This window comes from Acinetobacter johnsonii ANC 3681, from assembly GCF_000368805.1.
Taxonomy (GTDB): domain Bacteria; phylum Pseudomonadota; class Gammaproteobacteria; order Pseudomonadales; family Moraxellaceae; genus Acinetobacter; species Acinetobacter johnsonii.
In genome coordinates this window covers 1697248-1720470 of the sequence record NZ_KB849705.1, presented here as the reverse complement: position 1 = coordinate 1720470, position 23223 = coordinate 1697248, and the positions used below count along the sequence as shown (strand labels likewise).

At 41.6% G+C, this 23223-nt stretch carries 21 protein-coding genes, 2 tRNA genes and 1 other RNA gene; 15 read left to right on the top strand and 9 right to left on the bottom strand.

All coding sequences use genetic code 11. The features are described 5' to 3' along the window. Genes ispE through F946_RS12405 form a run of 3 tightly spaced genes read right to left on the bottom strand, consistent with a single transcriptional unit; the run spans nucleotide 1 to nucleotide 3139 of the window. A complete protein-coding gene (gene ispE, locus F946_RS12415) occupies nucleotides 1–831 on the bottom strand; it encodes a 4-(cytidine 5'-diphospho)-2-C-methyl-D-erythritol kinase (RefSeq protein ID WP_004982792.1) in 831 nt (276 codons plus the stop codon). Nucleotides 832–842: 11 nt separating this feature from the next. After that, nucleotides 843–1424, bottom strand: a complete 582-nt coding sequence (gene lolB, locus F946_RS12410; protein WP_004982790.1) for a lipoprotein insertase outer membrane protein LolB — start codon at nucleotides 1422–1424, stop codon at nucleotides 843–845. Nucleotides 1425–1429: 5 nt separating this feature from the next. Beyond that, nucleotides 1430–3139 carry a tetratricopeptide repeat protein gene (locus tag F946_RS12405; protein WP_035326991.1) on the bottom strand — a complete coding sequence of 570 codons (1710 nt, stop codon included), beginning with the start codon at nucleotides 3137–3139 and terminating at the stop codon, nucleotides 1430–1432. A 78-nt stretch (nucleotides 3140–3217) separates the two neighbouring features. Between F946_RS12405 and hemA the strand changes: the two genes are divergently transcribed. Beyond that, nucleotides 3218–4501 (top strand): glutamyl-tRNA reductase, encoded by a 1284-nt coding sequence (gene hemA / locus F946_RS12400; RefSeq protein WP_004982785.1) that lies wholly within the window; start codon nucleotides 3218–3220, stop codon nucleotides 4499–4501. Between the two features lie 24 nt (nucleotides 4502–4525). Here the strand turns inward: hemA and F946_RS12395 are convergent, their stop codons facing one another. Together F946_RS12395 and F946_RS12390 are read right to left on the bottom strand one after the other, a co-directional pair. Then, complete coding sequence (locus F946_RS12395) at nucleotides 4526–6421, bottom strand: DNA primase (RefSeq protein ID WP_004982784.1); 1896 nt, start codon at nucleotides 6419–6421, stop codon at nucleotides 4526–4528. Between the two features lie 193 nt (nucleotides 6422–6614). Continuing rightward, a complete protein-coding gene (locus F946_RS12390; protein ID WP_004695525.1) occupies nucleotides 6615–7598 on the bottom strand; it encodes an outer membrane protein assembly factor BamD in 984 nt (327 codons plus the stop codon). Nucleotides 7599–7669: 71 nt separating this feature from the next. Here F946_RS12390 and rluD point away from each other — a divergent pair, with 71 nt between their 5' ends. The 3 genes from rluD to F946_RS12375 all read left to right on the top strand — a co-directional run bounded on the left by rluD (nucleotide 7670) and on the right by F946_RS12375 (nucleotide 10165). Further along, entirely contained in the window at nucleotides 7670–8722 is a 1053-nt protein-coding gene (gene rluD / locus F946_RS12385; RefSeq protein ID WP_004982781.1) for a 23S rRNA pseudouridine(1911/1915/1917) synthase RluD, read from the top strand. Between the two features lie 30 nt (nucleotides 8723–8752). Then, nucleotides 8753–9493, top strand: coding sequence for a peptidoglycan editing factor PgeF (gene pgeF / locus F946_RS12380; protein WP_004982779.1), 741 nt, complete (start codon nucleotides 8753–8755; stop codon nucleotides 9491–9493). A 105-nt stretch (nucleotides 9494–9598) separates the two neighbouring features. Continuing rightward, on the top strand, nucleotides 9599–10165 hold the full coding sequence (locus F946_RS12375) for a flavodoxin family protein (protein ID WP_004982777.1): 567 nt from the start codon (nucleotides 9599–9601) through the stop codon (nucleotides 10163–10165). Between the two features lie 32 nt (nucleotides 10166–10197). Here the strand turns inward: F946_RS12375 and smpB are convergent, their stop codons facing one another. Then, a complete protein-coding gene (smpB, locus tag F946_RS12370; RefSeq protein ID WP_004695532.1) occupies nucleotides 10198–10674 on the bottom strand; it encodes an SsrA-binding protein SmpB in 477 nt (158 codons plus the stop codon). A 141-nt stretch (nucleotides 10675–10815) separates the two neighbouring features. Between smpB and coaD the strand changes: the two genes are divergently transcribed. From coaD to F946_RS12355, 4 genes are all read left to right on the top strand, one after another. After that, a complete protein-coding gene (coaD, locus tag F946_RS12365; RefSeq protein ID WP_004695534.1) occupies nucleotides 10816–11307 on the top strand; it encodes a pantetheine-phosphate adenylyltransferase in 492 nt (163 codons plus the stop codon). Nucleotide 11308: 1 nt separating this feature from the next. Further along, nucleotides 11309–11572: a YfhL family 4Fe-4S dicluster ferredoxin gene (locus F946_RS12360; protein ID WP_004695536.1), complete on the top strand. Its 264-nt coding sequence runs from the start codon at nucleotides 11309–11311 to the stop codon at nucleotides 11570–11572. Between the two features lie 26 nt (nucleotides 11573–11598). After that, nucleotides 11599–11976, top strand: an RNA gene (gene rnpB, locus F946_RS16910) — RNase P RNA component class A. Nucleotides 11977–12049: 73 nt separating this feature from the next. Beyond that, nucleotides 12050–12126, top strand: a tRNA-Met gene (locus F946_RS12355). A gap of 52 nt (nucleotides 12127–12178) precedes the next feature. Here F946_RS12355 and F946_RS12350 read toward each other — a convergent pair. Then, complete coding sequence (locus F946_RS12350; protein WP_004982773.1) at nucleotides 12179–13171, bottom strand: RDD family protein; 993 nt, start codon at nucleotides 13169–13171, stop codon at nucleotides 12179–12181. Nucleotides 13172–13863: 692 nt separating this feature from the next. Between F946_RS12350 and F946_RS12345 the strand changes: the two genes are divergently transcribed. Further along, a tRNA-Met gene (locus F946_RS12345) sits at nucleotides 13864–13940 on the top strand. Between the two features lie 117 nt (nucleotides 13941–14057). Here the strand turns inward: F946_RS12345 and F946_RS12340 are convergent. Further along, nucleotides 14058–15683, bottom strand: coding sequence for an NAD+ synthase (locus tag F946_RS12340; protein WP_004982772.1), 1626 nt, complete (start codon nucleotides 15681–15683; stop codon nucleotides 14058–14060). A 203-nt stretch (nucleotides 15684–15886) separates the two neighbouring features. Between F946_RS12340 and F946_RS12335 the strand changes: the two genes are divergently transcribed. The 4 genes from F946_RS12335 to F946_RS12320 all read left to right on the top strand — a co-directional run bounded on the left by F946_RS12335 (nucleotide 15887) and on the right by F946_RS12320 (nucleotide 20005). Next, on the top strand, nucleotides 15887–16393 hold the full coding sequence (locus tag F946_RS12335) for a hypothetical protein (protein WP_004982770.1): 507 nt from the start codon (nucleotides 15887–15889) through the stop codon (nucleotides 16391–16393). 183 nt (nucleotides 16394–16576) lie between these two features. Beyond that, a complete protein-coding gene (locus tag F946_RS12330; protein ID WP_004982756.1) occupies nucleotides 16577–17533 on the top strand; it encodes a metal-dependent hydrolase in 957 nt (318 codons plus the stop codon). A gap of 15 nt (nucleotides 17534–17548) precedes the next feature. Further along, nucleotides 17549–18394, top strand: coding sequence for an SDR family NAD(P)-dependent oxidoreductase (locus F946_RS12325; RefSeq protein WP_004982752.1), 846 nt, complete (start codon nucleotides 17549–17551; stop codon nucleotides 18392–18394). Nucleotides 18395–18412: 18 nt separating this feature from the next. Beyond that, nucleotides 18413–20005 (top strand): flavin-containing monooxygenase, encoded by a 1593-nt coding sequence (locus tag F946_RS12320; RefSeq protein WP_004982747.1) that lies wholly within the window; start codon nucleotides 18413–18415, stop codon nucleotides 20003–20005. A 148-nt stretch (nucleotides 20006–20153) separates the two neighbouring features. On the opposite strand, the gene gltA is transcribed toward F946_RS12320, so the two are convergent. Next, the gene (gltA, locus tag F946_RS12315; protein WP_004695551.1) at nucleotides 20154–21428 is read right to left on the bottom strand and encodes a citrate synthase; all 1275 of its coding nucleotides are present in this window, start codon (nucleotides 21426–21428) and stop codon (nucleotides 20154–20156) included. Nucleotides 21429–22455: 1027 nt separating this feature from the next. On the opposite strand from gltA, the gene sdhC reads away from it, so the two are divergent. Continuing rightward, nucleotides 22456–22854 (top strand): succinate dehydrogenase, cytochrome b556 subunit, encoded by a 399-nt coding sequence (sdhC, locus tag F946_RS12310; RefSeq protein ID WP_005400408.1) that lies wholly within the window; start codon nucleotides 22456–22458, stop codon nucleotides 22852–22854. Continuing rightward, nucleotides 22854–23219 carry a succinate dehydrogenase, hydrophobic membrane anchor protein gene (sdhD, locus tag F946_RS12305; RefSeq protein ID WP_004695554.1) on the top strand — a complete coding sequence of 122 codons (366 nt, stop codon included), beginning with the start codon at nucleotides 22854–22856 and terminating at the stop codon, nucleotides 23217–23219. Before sdhC ends, sdhD begins: the two co-directional genes overlap by 1 nt. Nucleotides 23220–23223: the final 4 nt, after the last annotated feature.

The window sequence follows — 23223 nt, the reverse complement described above, 5'->3', positions numbered from 1 at the left end:
TCAGGTAACGTGGAAATGTCTTATTGGTGATTCATTCAAGCTGTTGACCAAGTAAGCTTTACATGGTGCATTTGCAAGAATATCATCAATGTTCATATCACTCGTTACTTCAGCAAAAACACAAGCACCTGTACCTGTAAGTTTTGCAACACCGAACTGGTCGAGATATTGCATCGCTTCATCTACTTGTGGATATAAACTTCTTGCCAAAGGCTCAAAATTATTTCCAAAATCAGATGGCTTTAACTGATAGGCGCAAAATTTAGAGCTCTTCGTGTTTCTTGTCAATGTTTTTTGTGAAAAAAGCAATTGAGTGCTGATAAAACAATCAGGTTTTAGCACAATGTATTGTTTTTGATCTAAGTCTATGAATGTTAAGTGCTCACCTATACCTTCAGCCCATGCATTGCGACCATGGACAAAGATGGGAACGTCTGCGCCTAACTGAACACCCAAGTCTGCTAATTGCTCAGTATTTAGCCCGCATTGCCACAGTTGATTGACCACGATTAATGTCGTCGCGGCATCCGATGAACCGCCACCTAAGCCTGCACCCATCGGAACATTTTTTTCAAGACGAATGGATAAACCGGTGGCTGTTTGTGCATACGGCTTAAGTATCTGTGTCGCTTTATAAATCAGATTTTGACTCAAATCGACACTGTTTAAACCTTCAATATGAATCTCTTGATCCGTACGAGGCTCAAATTCCAACCAATCACACAGATCGATCAACTGAAAAATACTTTGCAGTTCGTGGTAGCCGTTTTCACGGCGACCCGTAATGTGTAAAAACAAATTCAGCTTTGATGGGGCAGGGACACGGATCATAACGAGATAAACTAGCGGTTTTGAATGACCATTGTAATACGGTTTTCTGCACCATTTTCAAGTGCTTGTTTTAAAATTAACCGATTTGGCATATGGGCTTGTTCGTTATAGCTCAGCTCAACGCTCCAACCATCTTCAATGATCTGTACTGCTCGTTTGGCACTGTCACGTTGGATTTGTGCTTGAACTGTTGCGGGTTTGGCCTGAACCCAATTGACTAAATGGGTGATGGGTGCCTGCCAACCAGTTGCTGTTTTTAAAAGTTCTTCAGGAGTTTCTGCTTGAATCAACCCAGTTTTAGCACTATTCAGGCTAACTTCACCTGGACGACCGGTAATTTGCGTTTTACCAACGCCTAAAATTCCACTGAGTTCAATATCAAATTCTTGTTGCTGTTGTACCCATGTAAAAAAAGCACTGCCTGTTTGTTCAGGTGTACGCACCCCAATTTTACCCTGTAAGCTAAATTGTTGATCAGATTCGGTTTGTATGGTGTTTGGGTCAAGCTGTGGTTTGGTAAACTGTTGACAGCCTGTTAGTGCCAAGCTACTTGCAGCAAGTAAGCTTAAGCTCAGATTTGAGAAAATACGCATAAAAACTATGAGCTCTTTTTCAGTTGTTGGGGTAACAATAAAGTATTGAGTTGATCCAATTGAGGATCATTTGGATGTTTTTGTTTGAGTTGTTGTAACACAGTGGAGAATTTTTGCAGATCACCGAGCATATAGACTGAACGCGCATAACGCACGCCAATATTGACACTACCACTGATGATGTAGGCTTTTTCTAAGACTTTGGCTGAAGTGCTAAAGTCATTTTGTAAGTAACAAATAAAGCCTAAGGTATCTAAGATGGAGGCTTGTTCGGGGGCATATTCTAAAGCATGTTCAACAAATCTACGTGCATCATCTAAGCGTCTGTTTTGCAAGGCTAGAGTGTATGCATAAGCATTGAGATAGGTTGGGCTATTAGGCTCGATGCTTAACAGTTGATTCAGCAACTTCTCTAGTTTGTCTTTATCCGTATGTGGATCCAACATTAGCACTTCAGAATAGATCAGTTCAGGATCATCCGGTAAGTTTTTAATCGCCTCATCTAACAGTCGCATGGCTGCAGCTTTGTTATTCATGCGCTTTAAAATATCGGCTTGCGCCTGATACAAAAAGCTTGCATGTTGTGGGTAGTTCACGCGTTCTTGGGTTAGGAAGCGTAAAGCATCGTTGGGTTTGTTTTGCTGGGTATAGATACTGATGAGGCTACGACGCGATACGGTATACAGGCTACCATCGACCAGACGATAGTAGGCTTTTGCTGTTTCAAAATGCTGTTTTCGCTCAGCATTCACTGCTAGATAGTAATAGGCTTCATTTTGATATTCGGCCGAATTACGTAGTTCAACCAGATATTTTTCCGCTTTTTCGTACTTCTTTAAGTCAATACTGGTTAACCCCGCAATAAACAAGGCTTCTTCTTGTTTAGGCCATTTTTTAATCAAGCTCTCAAGCTTGGTTAAGGCCTCATTTGACGCATTAATTTTTATTAGATATTTGGCTTCGGCTAAACGGACATCGACATTGTCGCGGTGTTTACGACTCGATTTTGAATACCAATTACGGGTTTCTTCCTCTTGGCCGAGTGCGCTGAGTAAGTTGGCCTTCATCAAAATGTAGCCTGTGACTTTTCCGCGCTTTTTTAGGGCTTTATTAATGGTGGTTAGGGCTTGGTCAAGCTGGCCATTTTGAGCCTCTAAACCTGCAATCAACGCCAAAATAGAGGGATTGTTCCGCTCCTTACTCGAACGTAACGCTTGAATGAGAATTTCTTGATCTTCAGGTTCTTCAGGGGCAATTCCAGCAAGGATTTGCTCTAAATCAGCATTGGCATCAATGTTGAGAATTTTATCGAGCGTTTCAGCCGCGAGTTCATATTCATGTGCTTTGAGTGCAATGTGCGACAAATAAAATAAGGCTGGAACATCGGTAGGCTCTTGCACCACCCAATGCGTTGCAATGTCGAGTGCGGCATGCAAATCATTTTGTTCAAGGGCAATATTTAAAGCGCGTTGTTTAATGGTGGTGGAATTACTTTTAATCGCCAGCACAGTATAGTTGTGCAAGGCAGTCGCGCTGTCTTGGTAAGCCAGTGCAAATTCGGCAATCATACTTTGTTGAATTGCATCATAATTAGATAGCGAAAAATCTCCAGCTGCTCTAAGATGAGCACTAGATGCCATGCTACCGACGAGTAAGAATGTGGTAGAATATTGCTTAATTCTCGCGCCGCTCAGTCGACAATGTGTTTGACGCAATTTTTCTTGATCCAAGTAATGCTTTTTATGACACCGTTATTGCACAATAGCATAAATTTAGCGAAATGATGATCTGATATGTCTTTCTTTGCATTGGGTGTCAACCATCAAACCGCCTCCGTAGAATTGCGTGAGCAAATTGCATTTAACCCTGAAAAGTTAACGCAACTGCTTGAGCAACAAGGCCAAAACCAAGACTTAAATGAAATGGTGGTGGTGTCTACGTGTAACAGAACAGAAGTGTATGCCATGTCTGAAAATTCAGATATGGTATTGAACTGGCTCGCCCAAGCAAATGGCATAGATGTTAAACAATTGTTGAATCATGTATACCGTTATGAAAATGCGCAGGCTGTCACTCACTTGATGCGTGTTGCAAGCGGTTTAGATTCACTCATGCTTGGTGAACCGCAAATTTTGGGGCAGGTTAAATCTGCACTATCTCTAGCGAAGACGGCTCATACTGTTTCTCCTCATTTAAACCGAATTTTTGAATATGCTTTCTATGCGGCGAAACGCGTCCGCTCTGAAACGGCTGTGGGTAGTCATGCTGTATCGATGGGTTACGCGGTGGCTCAGCTTGCATTACAAGTGTTTAGTAAGCCTGAAAAGTTGACAGTCATGGTGGTCGCTGCGGGCGAAATGAATAGCTTGGTGGCGAAGCATTTGGCTGAAATGGGAGTCGCAAAAATCCTCATTTGTAACCGTACCCGTGAACGGGCTGAAGCTTTGGCTCAAGAAATAGCCCATCGTGTAGATGTTGAAATTATTGAGTTTGATCAGTTGGCCAATAACTTAGCGCGTGCAGATGTCATTTCCAGTTGTACGGGAAGTTTACATCAGGTGATTCATTATCCAGATGTAAAAGCTGCCTTAAAAAAGCGTCGTTATCAACAAATGTTGATGGTGGATTTGGCTGTTCCGCGTGATATCGACCCGAAAGTGGAAAGTTTGGATGGCGTCTATTTATATGGCGTAGATGACTTACAGTCGGTGATTGATGAAAACCTTGCTCAGCGTCGTCAGGCGGCGGTTGAAGCAGAGGTGATGGTTAACCAACTAGCAACGGAGTTAGTGACCCAGCAAAAGGTCAATCTGGCGGGTGAAACCATCCATGCTTACCGTCAGCAAGGTGAACAGCTAAGACAAGAAGAATTAGATCTAGCGTTGGCACGAATTGCAAAAGGAGAACAGGCCGAGCAGGTGATGCAAGAATTTGCACATCGTTTGACGCAGAAATTGCTACATCCGACCTCGATTCTGCTGCGTGAAGCAGCCAAGTCAGAAGATCCGAGTCATTTTGAGCAAATGCAAACGTGTTTAAATGAGACTTTTGCTAAACGTCGTAAAACTAAAAAGTAAACCCAGATAAAAAATGCAATAGGTTTAAGTAATCAGTCTTAAGCCTATTTTTTTGGTCAGTTCAAAGAGTTTATGTTTTAAATTTCGTGTCTCAATTAATGAATTTGGGGCTTTAAGTTTAAGTTTTAAATATTTTTCTTCAAGCGAAAGGGCATATTCACTGGCCAGTTTATCCGCCAGTTCTGGTGTTTTAGTTAGTTCTTCAATATTTGTGCGCTGCATAATATCAGCAATTGCGTTGGCATAACGGCTACATGCACCCAAAACATAATAGGTTGCCAGTTCTTGGTCATCAGGTAAATCATCAAAGATGCCATCTAAGACTTGTAGCACATGCGCTAAAAGTTCATCTTCAGGTAGATAGGCGCGTAGAGTTTCAAAGTGAATATACAAAAACGGATGATGGATCAGAACGGCGAGGGCGAAGTCTTCATCTTTGGTACGAATATTAAAAGACAACGAGGCATCGTTGCTGACTTGAGGTGTCCAGCGACGACCAAAACCGAGTTTTTCTTTGAAGGATTGATTCAGCAAATAACGGAAAGAGCCTGTTTTGGGCAATAAATCCGTTAGTTGGCGTAACTCACTCATGACCTGACTTTTACCTTCAGGGCTGCTGATGTCATGGTTCTGCGTCAGATGTGCAAAAACAAAGTCTGACAACAGTGGGGCCTGTTGGAGCAGTTTATTAAAGTTTTCAATCCCTTCGCGACGAATCAGTGAATCTGGGTCATGATCATTCGGTAAAACAAAAAATTTTAGCTCACGACCATCATTAAGTAAGGGGAGCGCAATTTCTAAAGTACGGCGTGCCGCTTTTTGTCCAGCCACGTCACCATCAAAGGCAATGGTAATACGGTTGTTTTGTTTAAACAGAATATTTAAGTGTTCGGTGTTACTGGCAGTTCCTAAGGTCGCCACGGCACCTGCAATCCCATACTGCTGTAGCGCAATCACATCCATATAGCCTTCGACCATCAGCCAGTCTTGGGCTTTTTGTTTACGGCCTTCATATAAACCATAAAGCAATTGGTTTTTATGAAATACTTCAGAGTCTGGCGAGTTGATGTATTTGGGCTTAATTTCGTCATTTAGAGCACGACCACCGAAGCCCACCACGCGACCTTTGGCATCACGAATCGGAAATATGACACGATCCCGCAACAAGTCAAAGTCACGACCGTTATCGCTAGTACGGATCAGTCCGAGTAGTTTTAAGCCTTCGATATCTTGCGGGAAGGCTTTTTCTAAGTGTTGCCAGTCTTCAGGTGCATAGCCTAAACGCCAATACGCAATAGTATCTCGGCTGAGTCCACGCTGTTTAAAGTACTGCTGAGCAGCACGACTATGCGGTAGTTGTTGCTCATAGTATTGCGCAATATTTTCTAACAGGTCGTATAAGTTACCTTCCTGAACGGGGGCGGTGTTGAAGCCTTCGAAGGTATCAAAATCAGCATAACCTTCTTGGTAGTCCATGGACTGAAATTCAGCAAAAGGATCATGCTCAATCTGAAACTCCGGTTGTGCTGGAGCTGGCTCAGCTTTCTTGGCTTCTGCGACATCGACCTGTGGTTTTTGGACAGGTTTAGCTTCGCGCTTATACACCAGTTTTTTCGAGTCACGGTTGTCTTTTGGAAGTTCGATGCCTGTTTGACTCGACAAATCCTTCATCACATCAATAAAGCTACGACTGTCGATGTCCATTAAAAAACGAATGGCATTACCATTGGCCTGACAACCAAAACAGTGAAAATATTGTTTGTCACGATACACGTGAAAAGATGGTGATTTTTCTTGATGGAACGGACAGCAGCCTGAATAGGTGCGACCTGACTTTTTAAGTTTCACACGTTGACCAATCAGGTCGACAATGTCGGTCCGATCTAAAATTTGGTCAATGGTGTGTTGAGGAATAGCCATGTCGAATCGTCAGTCGCTGATGTTTTGAAAACCGTGAGAAGAAGCAGAGATGGAGGTTTTAAAATGCAAAAAACCATCGAATCTAGATTGTTTTGTATACCTTTTAGGCATTTTGATCAAGCAAAAATCGCACAAAACAAAAGGGCAAGTATGATAACTTGCCCTTTCTAAAATAGCGAATATTTCAGAGGAATTATTCGGTTTCAGTATTGATGTTTTGCTGTGTTTCAGGACGATCGAGCAAACCGAAACTGATACGGTTGGTAAAGCTGCGCTCTGTTGTTTGTTTCGGCTGTTCGATTTTTTCTTCAGAACTGTTTTGTTCTTCGCGGCCAAACACACCTAAAGTCGCACGGTTGACCCAACTTGCTTCTTTACGTGCAGCGCGTAAGTTCACTTCACCATTCGATTTCACTAAATTTGGATAATTTAGTTTCAAGACATCGGTATATTGTTGAGCAGTTTGCTTGTCGCCCAATTGGTCATACGAATAAGCAACAGTTGCTAAAGCTTCAGGCACTTGAGGGCTTTGTGGATAATGTTCAATCACCCATTGCGCACGCTCTAGTGCTGCGACCCATGCTTTACGTTTGATATTAAAACGTGCCGCATTCATTTCGCTTTCAGCCAACTCATTGCTGATAAACTTCATGCGCTGTGCGGCATCTACAGCATAAGTGCTTGAAGGGTAACGACGAATAAAGTCTACGAAGTTTTGATACGCCACTTTAAGATAGCTCACATCGCGATGTGCTTGCTTTAAAGATGTATAGCGAATCAAACCATCATAGTTTTGTTCCATGTTGGCTACACCACGTACATAGTAGGCATAGTCCACGTTTGGATGCTGAGGGTTCAAACGAATGAAACGATCAGCCAGTGCAATCGCACCTTCATAATCTTTCTGCTGAAACTTCACATAGAGCAGCTCTAGTTGAGCTTGTTGCGCATATTCACCTGTAGGGTAATAGGTATCTAATGCTTCTAAGTGTTTTGCAGCGTCGGTATATTGACCACTTTGCAGTGCTTTTTCTGCTTTTTGAATATAAACCTGTTCACTCGATTGTGGACCGGTATCTACCACTTCTTTCTTGGGATTGCTGCTACAGCCTACCATTGCAGATGCAATGCCAATCGTTAGAGCAAGCATTGTCATTTTATAATGTGGTAGCGACATAAAAATTCCTCTGTTAATACGGGCAATGAGCTACAATTGCGCTATTAAATCACTTTTATTTGAATGATCAAATGGCTCAAGCACAATCTTCCGATCCAAATTTCCCTGAAACCGATTTCAATTTACTTGAAGATTCTGAGGATGCAGATAACCATACTTCAAGCTCTACTGCAACACGTTTATCGTTGCAATTTCAATTGGATGAAACTTATCTCGGACAGCGTATAGACCAAGTTGCAGCAACGATTTGGAGCGACTTTTCGCGTGAAAAACTCAAACAGTGGCTAAAAGAAGGCCATTTGTTGGTAAATGGTAACAGTGTCAAACCGAAATATAAATGTGAAGGATTTGAACTGTTAACCCTTGAAGTTGAGTTAGAAGCCCAAACTCGTAGTCTGCCTGAAGATATTCCGCTGGATATCGTCTATGAAGATGATGACATTATTGTTGTTAATAAACCTGTTGGGATGGTGGTTCACCCAGGTGCGGGCAACTCATCGGGTACGTTGGTAAATGCATTATTGCATCACTATCCAAAATCGGCAGAACTGACTCGTGCGGGTTTGGTACATCGTATTGATAAAGATACTTCTGGTTTATTGGTCGTTGCGAAAAACTTAGAAGCGCAATTTTCACTGAGCAAGCAATTGGCGAAAAAAACGGTTTATCGTGTTTATGACCTGATTGTGTATGGCAATGTGATTGCTGGTGGCACGGTGGATGAACCAATTAAACGTCACCCTGTAGATCGTGTCAAAATGGCGGTATTACCAGGCGGTAAAGATGCTGTAACACACTACAATGTGAAAGAACGCTTTCAACATTTCACCCGTATTCAAGCTCGTCTTGAAACTGGACGTACGCATCAGATTCGTGTGCATTTTAGTTATATTGGTTTTGGTTTAGTTGGCGATCCTGTGTATATGCCACGTGTGCGCGTGCCAGCAGGTGCAACAGAACTTTTAGATGAGACCTTGCGTAGTTTCAGACGTCAAGCTTTGCATGCAGCAGAGCTCGGTTTGAAACACCCTCGTACAGGTGATGAAATGTTGTTTAAAGCGCCGTGGCCAGCAGACTTGGCGACCTTGGTCGATGCACTCCGTACGGAAAACAAAGCCTACTAAGTTATAGCTGAATCATCATAAGGACAGTATATGCAATTTGTTCAAGGACTTCCGGCAGGTGTTTTTGTGGGGCAAACCCGTGTGCATCATGATCGTGCTTTAGAAACCACTCAAACTGAACTACAAGGCTTTAATTTGGCTTTGCATGTACAGGATGATGCTGCACGTGTGCAACAGCATCGCATGATCTTGCTCGAAGAGTTTGCAGGCTATGGGGTCGATAAAATTACGTGGATGACGCAAACCCATAGCACCATTTGCTGTGTAGTGAATGAGCAAATTGACTTTGATGCTCAAGAAGGGGATGGTTTGGTGACACAGCGCCCGAAGCATGCCCTGATGATGATGACAGCCGATTGTTTGCCAGTGGTTTTAGGCAATGCAGATGGAACTGAAGTGGCCAATTTGCATGCAGGTTGGCGTGGGCTGGCGCATGGCATTATTGAAAATACCATTGCCAGCATGAACACTCAGCCGACATGGGCTTGGTTGGGCGCAGCTATTAGCCAACCTTGTTTTGAAATTGGGGCGGAAGTAAAAGAAGCCTTTTGTTCAAAGTATGCTGAACTTGAGTCTGCATTTCAAACAGCTGAGCAAGCTGGAAAATATTATGCTGACTTATATGCGATCGCAAAATTCATTCTAAAACAGCATGGTGTTGAAGTGGTTTCTGGCGGTGATCAGTGTTCATTTAGCCAGTCGGATGAGTACTTTTCTTATCGACGTCATGCCAAAACTGGGCGTATGGCGACCTTTGTGTTTATGCAATAGTTTGGCTTTTGATGAAGTGCTTGGCTGTTTTAATCCTTGTACTTACTCCCCCTCAGTGATTGGAAGTGTTAAACTTAACTCAATTCTTTGGTCTTAAAAGTTTCCATGTCTGTACCTGATCTTGTTTCTGCTGCACCTGTTCATATGTGTGTGGTTTATCATAGCGCCTATGGTCATACGGCGAAAGTCGCTCAGTATATTGCACAAGGTGCAGAGCAGGCGGGTGCTGATGTGCATTTAATTTCGGTTGCTGCAGTACAGTGGGACTTGTTAGATCAGGCCGATATTATTGTGATGGGTTGCCCAACGTATATGGGCAGTCTTACCGCAGCGCTTAAGCAGTTTATGGAAGATTCCTCTAAGCGTTGGTTAGCACGGGCTTGGCAAGGAAAACTGGCTGCAGGCTTTACCAATGGTGGGGGCTTAAGTGGCGATAAACTGGCGGTATTACAACAGATTAATTTATTTGCTATGCAGCATGGTATGTTGTGGGCTGGTTTACCGTTTATGCCGACGGGACGTAGCCAGCACGATATTAATCGGATGTCGAGCTTTTTAGGCTTGATGACTCAGTCCGACAACGCGAGTATTGAAATAACCCCACCTGAAGGTGACTTGGAAACTGCTCGAAAGTTCGGAAAGTATTTGGTCGAGCTAAAAGCTGATTATTAATAATAAAAAACCTCCACATGGGAGGTTTTTTATTATTTATGCATAATGCGGGCTTTATCACGTTGCCAGTCACGGTCTTTTTCCGTGGCACGTTTGTCATGCAGCTGTTTGCCTTTCACTAAAGCGATTTCTAATTTCGCACGTGGTCCTTTCCAATAAGCAACAAGCGGAACACACGAATAACCTTTTTGATTGACTGCGCCGAGTAACTTATCGAGTTCACGACGGTTCAACAGTAACTTACGGGTACGGGTCGCTTCAGGAACAATGTGCGTAGATGCACTGAGTAAAGGCTGAATTTGAGCACCGAACAGGAAAGCTTCACCATTTTTAAAGGTGATATAACTCTCAGACAGCGTCATACGACCTGCACGTAATGATTTCACTTCCCAGCCTTGCAGTGACAGGCCAGCTTCAAATTTTTCTTCAATAAAATAGTCGTGACGTGCACGTTTATTCTGTGCAATCGTCCCGCTGGTATTTTTTTTAACTACAGTTGCTTTCGCCATAATCAATTACTTCCAACAATGTACCTATTGTGCCTTAAAGCAGGGTTAAGGTGAAGTTTTTTCAAATTTATGGAGTTTCTTCACCTATAAAACAAGTTTTTGCTAAAATATGGCTCTACAAAATCAACAGAGTAAAAATGGATGTCTAAAACTCGCGTCATTTACCCGGGGACTTTTGATCCAATTACCAATGGTCATATTGATTTGGTCACACGTGCATCACGTATGTTTGATGAAGTGGTGGTAGCCATTGCCATTGGTCATCATAAAAACCCTCTCTTTAGTTTAGAAGAGCGTGTGAGCTTGGCCAAAGCATCATTAAGCCATCTTGATAATGTTGAGTTTGTAGGTTTTGATGGTTTGTTGGTAAATTTCTTCCGTGAACAGAAGGCAACGGCTGTACTGCGAGGATTGCGTGCAGTGTCTGACTTTGAATACGAGTTCCAGTTAGCCAATATGAACCGTCAACTTGATTCACACTTTGAGGCAGTATTTTTAACGCCGTCAGAGCAGTATTCATTTATTTCATCGACGTTGATTCGTGAAATAGCACGTTTAAAAGGTGATGTGACAAAGTTTGTACCGCAAGCTGTAGTCGCTGCTTTTGAACGTAAACATCAACAAGGTTGGTAGCGTGTCTTTATATATAACCGATGAATGCATCAATTGTGATGTTTGTGAACCTGTGTGCCCCAATGAAGCCATTTTCATGGGGGAATTGATTTATGAAATCAATCCAGACTTATGCACAGAGTGTATCGGACATTATGATAAACCGCAGTGTCAATTGTTCTGTCCAGTGGATTGTATTCCGCTGGATCCTAATCATGCGGAAACTGAGGATGAACTCATGGATAAATATAAAAAGCTGATTGCTCAAAAAAGCGCAAGCAATTAAGTCTAAGATTTGATACTATGCGCCTCGAAGTGAGCCAGACGATCGCTGCTGTGGAGATCTCCGTGATTGAAGCAGGGGAGGAAAGTCCGGGCTTCATAGGGCAAGGTGCCAGGTAACGCCTGGGCGGCGTGAGCCGACGGAAAGTGCAGCAGAGAGTAGACCGCCTTCATTATGGTTTCGAGCAATCGAAATCGGAGGTAAGGGTGAAAGGGTGCGGTAAGAGCGCACCGCATGACTGGTAACAGTTCATGGCATGGTAAACCCCACCGGAAGCAAGACCAAATAGGGATCCTTTAGGCATGGCCCATGCTGGATCCGGGTAGGTCGCTTGAGCGTATGAGTGATTGTACGCCTAGAGGAATGATCGTTCTCGACAGAACCCGGCTTATCGGCTCACTTCGACAAATTTTGATCAATTAAGCGCGCAAGGTACTTGACGTACTGGTGAGAAAACCACATAATGCGCGCACAGTTTACGGCTATGTAGCTCAGTTGGTTAGAGCACCGCACTCATAATGCGGGGGTCACAAGTTCAAGTCTCGTCATAGCCACCATTTTTATAGACCACGTTCCAAAACGTGGTCTTTTTTTATCCTTATTTTGGGCTTAATATCCACCTCCAATTTGCGTTTGTTGTTGTGAAGAAACTTCCTGAGCAGTAATTTTCTGCTGATTATCTGTTTCAATTAAATAGGTGGAAGAACGTTTTTTTGAAATTAAGCCAAACTGATAGCGAGCGGTGAGTTGAACATAATTTTCTAGATTTTTTGCACGATGACGTGGTTCTAATTTGAAAATATATTGTGCAAATTCTTCAGCATAACTTGGATTATTGAGTAAATTAGGATCGGTAATCGTGGCTAAATAATAATGTTGAGTTGGATTTATACCTTCCTCATTTTTAGGCAGGATGAGATAACCATAATCAAATTGGCTTAATTCCTTAAATTTTAGATTTTGTAAGGAAATAGGAATATAGTCTTGATCACTTGTAATACTGTTCCAAACTTGTAACCCTGAAAAAATTAAAACTAAAATAGTCGCGATGTAAAAATGTACATTCCATGTTGTAGAAATAGTCTTGGGTTCAACCCCATTTTTTATGACAATTGTGTGTGCTAGATAGTCGTGAATAGAGCGGCGATTTTTTCGGTTAAAAATATATAAATAAAGTATAGAAATCAGTAAGCTACCTAAGAGTATCGTAAAGATGCTATTCAATACTGGGTGAAAAAGTAGCGTAAAAGACATTAAGCAGAAAGGGGCATATAAAATTGCCGATCGTAGAAATGAGGCGGATAGGCTGAGATACTGCTGATCTAGTTTGACGACTTTAATGGATTGAAGAATTTTGCCGATTGTTTGTCCATTATTGTTAACGCTATTGCAATAAGTAAAATATAGAACAACGAAAAGATAACCAATTAATGTTATGAGTATAGGGTATTCATAAGGAAATTTACCTAATAGGCTAGAGATAATGTTACAGAAAGCACCGATGAGCAAAGCATCAATGATAAATGCGAAGCTTCTACGCCAAAAGCCTGCAATATAAGGTTGTGTATCAGGTGATACATCATTTTCAATTGTATTATCCAAAATAATGACTCATGCTGTTATAAAATTATTGGTTTTGATGTTAAAAGTAATCAGTAATTAAAAAGTTTTAATCACTTTATTAAATAGTGAGCTGTTTTACAGAATTGTAGAGATGAAATCAATAATTCGAAGAGATTCTTTTTATTTATATTAAGTTGATACTTCTGCAATTTTAATCCTTGGCCGCTGTTTTTTTGGTCTGCATATAGGCAGTACATTGTTCTGCAAAAATTTATTTTTTTAGCCTGTAATTTTATTCTTTGTTCAGTTTAGTTGCGCATAGCATTTAGCATTGCAATTTCAAGTTGCTTATATGGTGATCTTTTTGAACATGATATAAGCGTTGTCAGGTCTTGCTGAGCTATGCCATGTATCGTTTTTTTGTTACATGTTCTATAAGTGTTGATTGATGATTCATTTGGCAACATCCATGTAAGCGTGATTATAATTGACCAAGGCTGGACTCACGAGCTGGCATGCACTTAGTGCTGTTAAGAGTGTAGTAATAAGCAAGGATTTGATCTGAGTAAGGATAATTTTCTTTATGTATTTAGCTATTGTGCCCTATGTTTTTTTACTAAATATGTATTAATTTTAAACATTTAATTATCAATTGTTTAAATGCTGATCATTGGGGTGGGGTGGGGCTTGACGGGTGTTTAATATGTATAGATAATGCCCCCACAGTTTACGGCTATGTAGCTCAGTTGGTTAGAGCACCGCACTCATAATGCGGGGGTCACAAGTTCAAGTCTCGTCATAGCCACCATTTTAAAAGACCAAGCTCTCAGCTTGGTCTCTTTTTTTGTGCTTAAAAAATAGATTTGAATATGTCGATATAAAAAAGCCCAAACACATGTTTGGGCTTTTTTATTGGAGAAAGTGCTTATACGCCAGCTTTCCAGCCATTTATGATAGGGTAGCGACGTTCACGGCTAAATGCACGTGAGCTGATACGCGGACCAATTGCGCCTTGGCGACGTTTGTATTCATTGAAATCGACCAAACGAATTACTTTTGAAACCATTTCAGCATCAAAGCCTTTGGCAATGATGTCATCTTGGCTCATATCTTCTTCGATATAGGCATACAAAATGGCATCCAGTACATCATATGGCGGTAAAGAGTCTTGGTCTTTTTGATCTGGACGTAGCTCTGCTGAAGGTGGGCGAGTAATCACACGCTCAGGAATCACAGGCTTGTCTGAAATGCTGTTACGGTATTTCGCAAGTTCAAACACAATGGTTTTATACACATCTTTCAGTACGGCAAAACCACCGACCATGTCACCATAGAGCGTGCAATAGCCCACCGCCAATTCTGATTTATTGCCTGTAGACAGGACTAAATTACCAAATTTGTTGGATAAACCCATTAGCAGTGTACCGCGGGCACGCGCTTGTAAGTTTTCTTCAGTTGCATCCGCAGGGCTGTTGCCAAAAAACGGATAAAGCGTTTGCATAAAGCTGTTCACAATCGGGTTGATTTCAGCAATCCCAAAAGTCACCCCCATACTCTTCGCTTGTTCAGCTGCATCTTCTACACTGATTTGAGCGGTATAAGTATATGGCATCATTACGGCTTGGACTTTATCGGCGCCAATCGCATCGGCTGCAATGGCAAGAGTTAGAGCTGAGTCGATTCCGCCTGATAAACCCAAAATCACCCCAGGGAAACCTGAGCGCTGTACATAGTCGCGAGTCGCCATCACTAAGCTTTGATAAATCTCTGCCATAGTGTCTAAAGCAGGCGGCAGCGCATTGGCCTTAAAGGCTTGTTGTTCTGCTTCGTATTCAGCGAAATACAGAGACTCTTTAAAGCTTTCAGCTTGAAGTACAACTGAACCATTTTTGGCAATCACGAAGCTTGTACCATCAAAGATCAGGTCGTCTTGACCGCCGACTTGGTTGGCATAAACCAAGTTGAGGTTCATTTGTTTTGCCAGTGCAGACATGGTTTCAACGCGGTGCTGTGGCTTACCGACTTCATATGGTGAAGCATTTAAGACCAAAGCCGTTTCTACATTGAGCTGTGCCAGTTGTTGTACTGTTGAAAGTGACCAAACATCTTCACAAATCAACACACCAAACTTATGTCCCATATATTCAAAAACAAGATGTTGATGCCCTTCGGTGAAGTAACGCTTTTCATCAAACACGCTATAGTTTGGCAAGTTTTGTTTGTTATACACACCCAAAACTTGTCCATCTTTCATGACCGCAGCGGCGTTGTAGCGTTGACCGTCTTCAGTTTGGTTGACAAAACCAAAGACCATCACAATGTCTTTTACTGTTTTAAGTTGTTCAAAAACTTGTTGCGTGCGTTTGGTTAGGCTAGGACGTAGAAGTAAATCTTCTGCTGGGTAACCAATGCTCGAAAGTTCTGGAAAAATAATTAAATCAGCATTTTGTTTTTTTGCTTCATTGGCCTGCTCCAACATTTTTTGGGCATTTGCTTCAAGGTTGCCAATGTGCGGAGAGAACTGTGCAAGTGCAATTTTAAAACTTTTCATTTCCAACTAAATCCTATACCTATAGGGATATACACGACGATTGAGTTTGTTATAGCTATAAGTTCTACGTGGTGTAAGTGACGATAAACAAATAGAAGTATTAATCAATAATAAGTGCGAATACTATATACGAAATGCGATTTTTTTTAAGGGATATTCTAAAAAAAATCCGTAAATGTCCTTAAAAAGAACAAATTATTCTAATGTCTTTATGGAGTGTGATTGTGTGGTTTCAACCGCTTTTACAAAAAATACAGCAAAAGTTTGAACTTAAAAATCGGCCCTTGACTGAAGCGGAGAAAAAGCTCGCCAGCAGCATTTTTGGGAACAGTCTGAACATGGATTCGGTTCGAATTATCGCGCATCGGGCAGTGCTGCCTCATTATGCGATTAGCCCGAATGGACATGTCTATTTTAATATCAAAGACTGGTGCGAAAACTTTGCTGATCAATCCATTCATCAACAAGCTTGGTTGATTCATGAGCTTGCACATGTTTGGCAAATTCAACAGGGACTCGCTGTAGTCCGTAAGGCACTTTTTAACCGTCAATATCGTTATGCATTAAAACAAGGAAAGCAGTTTTTAAGCTATGGTATTGAACAGCAGGCGCAAATGGTGCAAGACTATTTTCTCAAAAAACACTATGGCGAAGAGTGCTCAGCCTATGAGCAGTGTATTCCCTTTGTGGCACACAAAGCCTCGTTCTGACCCCGATAGATAAATCTGTAGAGTGATTGTTAGACAACAGATTTTAAAGTCATAAATTGCAAATCATTTGAAGAAAAATGCCAGTGGCATAGGGGAAGCGGACTCTTATTTTGAATGCAAAGCACTGGTAAAAAATCGTGAGATTGAGCCTGAAAACGATCTAAAAATAAGAAGGAATGTCCTATGCGTATCGCTCTTCCATTGAAAGGCAAAGCCAGTCAAATTTTTGCAGGACCCGTATTCGATGCGGAAAAACAGTCTGCGATTATTCCAATTCGGCATATGAAATTTGACTTTGAAGCGGAGAAAATTGATCCCAAATTCTACTTAAATGCGGAGTTGGCCAGTGCTTACTTTGCATCACTCTCGATCTTTCTGACTTATGGTGAAGACTTGGTGATTGACACCGCCCGTTATCACCGTGATTTCCTCACTGACCCTGTATTAAAACAACGTGTGACGTCTTTGATTGGTCAGGAGGCATTGCATTCAAAGCTACATGAAGAATTGAACGATACTTTTAAACAGGTTGATTTACCCGTTGGCATTTTTCGTTATTTAGCTGAAATCGTTTTTGACTACGGTTTTAACCGTTTACCACAACCGATGAAATTGTCTTTGATGGCAGGCATTGAACATTTTACCGCAGTGCTGTCTGAATACATGATGAACCATGAAGAAATTTTTTTCGATTCTCAAGACGAAAAGCAACGGGCGATTTGGATGTGGCACATGCTAGAGGAATCTGAGCATAAAGACATTGCATATGATGTGTTTCAATCACTTTCCAATAACTATGCCTTACGTATTACAGGCTTTTTTCCAGCCCTTATCACCATTTTGCTATTGATTTCAGTGGCGTCAGTTTTTGTCCCGTTTTATCGCAAACCGTCTAATTTGGTGAGTCTCAGTTATTGGAAGGATGTACCGCGCAGTTTCAGCCTCTTGTTTGGGCTGAAACGAGGTGTTTATGGCAGTAGTTGGAAGCATATTTTTGACTATTTACGTCCGAGCTTTCACCCGAATGACTATGACACTTCTGCATTTTTAGATTATTACAAAGAGCGTTTACTACATCCTGAAACAGGAGTATTAACCCCCTATTTCACCAAAGAATTTACTCCAGTACTGAAATCATAAAAAGGAGGTTATGACATGGGACTGTTGAGTAAAAAAAATAAACCAAGTGAAAAATCCTTCGCAGTTGTAACGGGTGCAGGTAGCGGAATTGGTCGTAGCTTTGCATTGGAACTGGCAAAACGCGGTGGTGATGTTATCTGTGCAGATATTGACTTAAGCTCAGCACAGGAGACGGTAGATTTAATTCAGTCGATGACATCTACGTCAGCCTATGCGGTGCATTGTGATGTTGGATTAAAAGAATCTGTACACGCTTTGGCGGAGCAAGCGGAACAGCTTTTGGGACATCCTGTCACCTTGCTCATCAATAATGCTGGAGTTGGGTTAGGTGGTAAGTTTGATGAGGTGTCGCTGGAGGATTGGCAGTGGTGTATGCATGTCAACCTGTGGGGGGTAATTCATGGTTGCCACTACTTTGTGCCCCAATTTAAACAGCAAGGTTTTGGTGCCATTATCAATGTGGCATCGGCTGCGGGCTATACCGCAGCTCCTGAAATGACAGCGTACAACGTGACCAAGTCTAGTGTTTTGGCTCTATCAGAAACCTTAGCTTCAGAGCTTTATGCCTATAACATTGCAGTCAATGTGCTGTGTCCGACCTTGGTGCCGACCAATATTATGAAGAATGGTCGCTTGCCGAGCCACTATTCCAGACTGGCTGACAAACTGCTGATTAACCATGCGTTTACAACCAGTGATGCTGTAGTCAAAAAAACATTGAATCGCTTAGACGCAGGCAAGCTTTATACCATTCCACAACCCGATGCCAAATTGTTCTGGTGGATGAAGCGTGCATCACCAAGCTTATACGTCAAGCTTTTAGGTTTGGGTTATCCACTGTTTAATCAAATCACAAAATAAGAATAGAGAAAAATGAATATGGAAACGCAATTAGAGATAGAACAAGCAGATGTGCAAGAGTCGTCTGATCAAATGCGAGATCAAACTACGACGCCAAAAAGTGTGGAAGCTCAACCTAAGCAGACCCGTAAAAAGGCTGTGCTTCGTCCTAAAGCTGTACATACTTACGATACCATTGTTGTAGGGGCTGGGATTTCGGGCATTGCTGCGGCTTATAAAATGAAACAAGTCGGCTATCAGGACTATCTGGTTTTAGAAAAAGCGGAGAGGGTTGGAGGTACGTGGCGTGATAATAATTACCCCGGCTGTGGCTGTGATGTACCTTCGGCGTTGTATTCATTTTCCTTTGCACCTAGTCATCAATGGAGCCATTTATTTGCGAAACAACCTGAAATTTTAAGTTACTTGGAACAGGTGGTTGAGCAGTTTGAGCTGCAAGATAAAATCCGTTTTCAGCATGAGTTGCTCAGTGCAAAATGGAATGAAGAGGCGAGTATTTGGCAACTCGAAACTTCTCAAGGGGCATATCAAGCACGAACCGTGATCTTTAGCACAGGGCCGATTACAGAACCGTCCTTACCTAAAATTAAAGGGATAGAGGGGTTTAAAGGAGAAATGTTCCATTCAGCCCGTTGGAATCATGATTATGACTTAACGGGAAAGCGGGTTGCAGTCATTGGAACTGGCGCATCTGCCATTCAGTTTATTCCACAAATTCAGCCGTTGGCGAAAGAGTTGATCGTATTTCAGCGTACTGCGCCGTGGGTCTTGCCCAAAGCGGATATGCAGCTCAATGCTAGCGTGAGGTCGCTGGTCGCCAAATTCCCGATGATTCAGCAAGGCTGGCGGAAGAGTGTTTCCAGTATTTTAAATGGAATCAACTTTGGGCTACGTCATCCTTCACTGCTGGAGCCAGTCAATGTTTTAAGCCGTCAATTATTAAAATTGCAAATACAGGATGACTCCTTACGTAAAGCCGTAACGCCTAGCTTTTCGATCGGCTGTAAGCGACTTTTATTTGCCAATAATTATTATCCAGCACTGCAACAAGACAATGTCACGTTGTTGCCACAAGGTTTGGTCGAGATTGATGAGCAGAGTGTCATTGCGGCAAATGGGGAGCGATTTGAGGTCGATGTCATTATCTGGGGAACTGGTTTTGAAGTGGCACATCCTCCGATTGGCCAACGTGTATGGGATGCTCAAGGTGAGCGATTGGCCGACCTTTGGAAGGGCAGTTCTCCAGAAGCGTACTTAGGTACAAGTTTGGAAAATGTACCGAACGCGTTTTTAGTATTGGGGCCAAATATCTTGGTTTATGACTCTTTTATTGGCATTGCTGAGGCGCAGATTCAGTATATTGTAGATGGTCTACTAAAAATGAAGCAGCAAGGCTTTAAACGTATGATGGTGAAGCGAGATGTTCTGCGTTATCACAATGCCAAGGTACAAACTCATTTGAAAACCACCGTATTTAACCGAGGTGGTTGCTCAAGCTATTATTTAGATCAAAATGGGCGTAACTTCGCGGCTTGGCCGTGGTCCTTGGCCGAGTTAAAGCAACGTTTATCTGCGCTTGAGCTAAAACACTACGATGTTGTTGAAGCTTAAAGTAGCTACATTAAGTATTAAAAACAGCCTGAGTCTGTTCAGGTTTTTTAATACTTAAACTGTGTCACTTGTGAATTATTGATTTAAAATTCAACATATAAAAAAACCACCCATGCGGGTGGTTTTTTGTCTATCAACGCAGACCGAATTAACGGTTGATGTCGCGTTGAACTTCGCCAGTGTAAAGCTGACGAGGGCGACCGATCTTGTACGGACCGCTGTGCATTTCTAACCAGTGGCTGATCCAACCAACAGTACGTGCAAGCGCGAAGATCACTGTAAACATTTCTGTCGGGATACCAATCGCTTTAAGGATGATACCTGAGTAGAAGTCTACGTTCGGGTATAGGTTACGTTTGATGAAGTATTCATCAGAAAGCGCGATACGTTCAAGTTCCATAGCAAGAGCAAGCTGTGGATCGTTGATGCCAAGTGCACCAAGAACTTCGTCGCAAGTTTCTTTCATTACTTTCGCACGTGGATCGAAGTTTTTGTACACACGGTGACCGAAGCCCATGAGTTTAACTTCTTTAGTTTTCACTTTTTCCATGAAGTCAGCAACGTTCTCTACAGTGCCGATTTCATCAAGCATCTTAAGAACAGCTTCGTTCGCGCCGCCGTGAGCAGGGCCCCAAAGTGCAGAGATACCCGCAGCGATACATGCATATGGGTTCGCGCCAGTAGAACCAGCTAAACGTACTGTAGACGTAGAAGCATTTTGTTCGTGGTCTGCGTGAAGCGTGAAGATACGGTCCATTGCTTTAGCAAGGATCGGATCTACTTTGTAATCACGGTCTGCTGGAGTAGCAAACATCATGTATAAGAAGTTTTCAGCGTAGCTTAAGTCGTTACGTGGGTAAACGAATGGTTGACCTACAGTGTACTTGTAGCTCCACGCAGCCAAAGTAGGTACTTTAGCAATTAAGCGAATCGCTGTAATTTCACGGTGATCAACATTTTCGATGTCTAAGTTGTTGTGATAGAACGCAGAAAGCGCACCAACTACACCAACCATGATCGCCATAGGGTGAGCATCGCGACGGAAACCATTGAAGAAGCGGCTAACTTGATCGTGAACCATAGTGTGGTTACGAACTTTAGCATCAAATACTTCTTTTTGTTCAGCTGTTGGAAGCTCGCCATTGAGAAGTAAGTAGCAAGTTTCTAAGTAGTCAGCTTTAGTTGCTAACTGGTCGATTGGGTAGCCACGGTGTAAAAGCACACCTTTGTTACCGTCGATGAAAGTGATTTTAGACTCGCATGCAGCAGTAGCCATAAAACCAGGATCAAAAGTGAAGTGACCTGCGGCCAATACATCCTTAACGTCGATTACATCTGGGCCCAATGTGCCGCTGTAAATTGGTAATTCAATTTCTTTGCCATCAAGCTGTAAAACGGCTTTTTTGCCAGTTGCTTCAGACATTCAATAGATCTCCTGTCCTGGTGAATGATTTATCTGACTCGAAATACTCATCTTTTAATGCACGAATCAGACGGATTAAAAATTTGCTCTAAGAGTAGAGAGTGCTGAAATTTTGTCAATTATACTTATGGATAAAATGATGACTTCCAAAGTTATAGTTAAGATTTAATCCATTAAAATTTGCATAAAATCACAGCACCGACACACTATAATAAGTTAATTCAACGAGCAAGTGCATAAATAAAAAATGTTGCTGGCGCAATTGTAAGCAGTTTTATATTGAAAAAAGCGCTTGAAAAGAAACAGAATTCAAGTCGTCATATATTTACATTTATTATGATTCTCGTAACTTACGCATCATTTTAAAAAGAAAATGCTGCTTTCGTAGTCATTGTTAAAAACAATAAGTGACTCAAAAAAAATGATTTAATTGTATAAAAAATAGCTTATTTGGTATTTCGAAAACGATATATAAGTCACTTTTTTTATTTATACGGATGTGAAAAAATTGTTTTAATTAAAATTTATTACGAGATATTTCAATCTTGTAGGGGATTAATCTGTTGCACCAACATCATGCATATTTATGCCACTATATTAAAATAAAATAATGAACATTTTATATATAAATAAAAAATGCTTAAAATAATGCAGTGAAATTCCCCAGTTTTAAAAACAAGACTTTTTTGTGCATCTTTAGTCTAAAGTCGAATTTTACCGTTTTTGTATAAATTTTAACGCTTGAATTTGGTGTTTATTTTATAAAAACCAACCATATAGCTGAGATTTAAAGCTAAAGTGTTGTAGCGCAAGGTATTTATCTATGTGTTAATGATTCTTATTTAAAGAATTTTTATGCAAAAAGGCAAAGGGCATTGTTTGTATTTTGATAGTTCACGTCTTATAATTCAGTGTCGTTTTAAGTTCAAACGCTATTTAATTTAGAGTTTTAAAGTAGCTGCTGAACAATGCCAGCTTTCCTTCGAATTAATTCCAACAAACTCCGGATGGAGTTTTTACTTACAGGATGCCCGCTGTGAAAAGCAACAGACCTGTCAATTTGTCCATGGGTCAAGTTTTAGAAGTAAACTTAAAATCCCCTGTGGCTATTGCATCAATCTTACACCGTCTATCAGGTGTCATCGTATTTTTACTCGTACCGGTACTTCTATGGATCTTAGACAAGTCATTGTCTTCGCCTGAAGGATTTGCTCAAGTTCAGGCTATTTTTAATAGCTTCATTGTGCGTTTTGTCGTATGGGTATTTGTAGCCGGCTTAATTTTCCACTTTATTGCGGGCGTTAAGCACTTACTTGCAGATATCGGTATTGCTGAAGAACTGCAAAGTGGTCGTATCGCAGCTACTATTTCATTGATCTTGTCTGCAATCGGTATCGTTGCGGCATTTGTATGGATTGTTATCTAATGAAAAGTGCTACTGGTTTAACGGGTTCAGGTTCTCGCGATTGGTTTATCCAACGTGTAAGTGCTGTCGTATTAGCGGTTTATACAGTTGTTGTTTTAGGTTGGATCCTATGCAATGGCGGTTTTAGCTATGAACAGTGGTACGGCTTTATGATGACAGCTCCAATGAAGATTTTATCTTTATTGGCCGTCTTATCTCTTGTTGCACATGCTTGGATTGGTATGTGGCAGGTATTCACGGATTATGTGACTACTCGTCAAATGGGTCCTTCAGCTTCAGGTTTACGCCTTGTACTGACTTCAGCAGTAATTATTGCTGTATTTGCATATGCGATCTGGGCAATCCAGATTTTTTGGGCGAATTGATAGG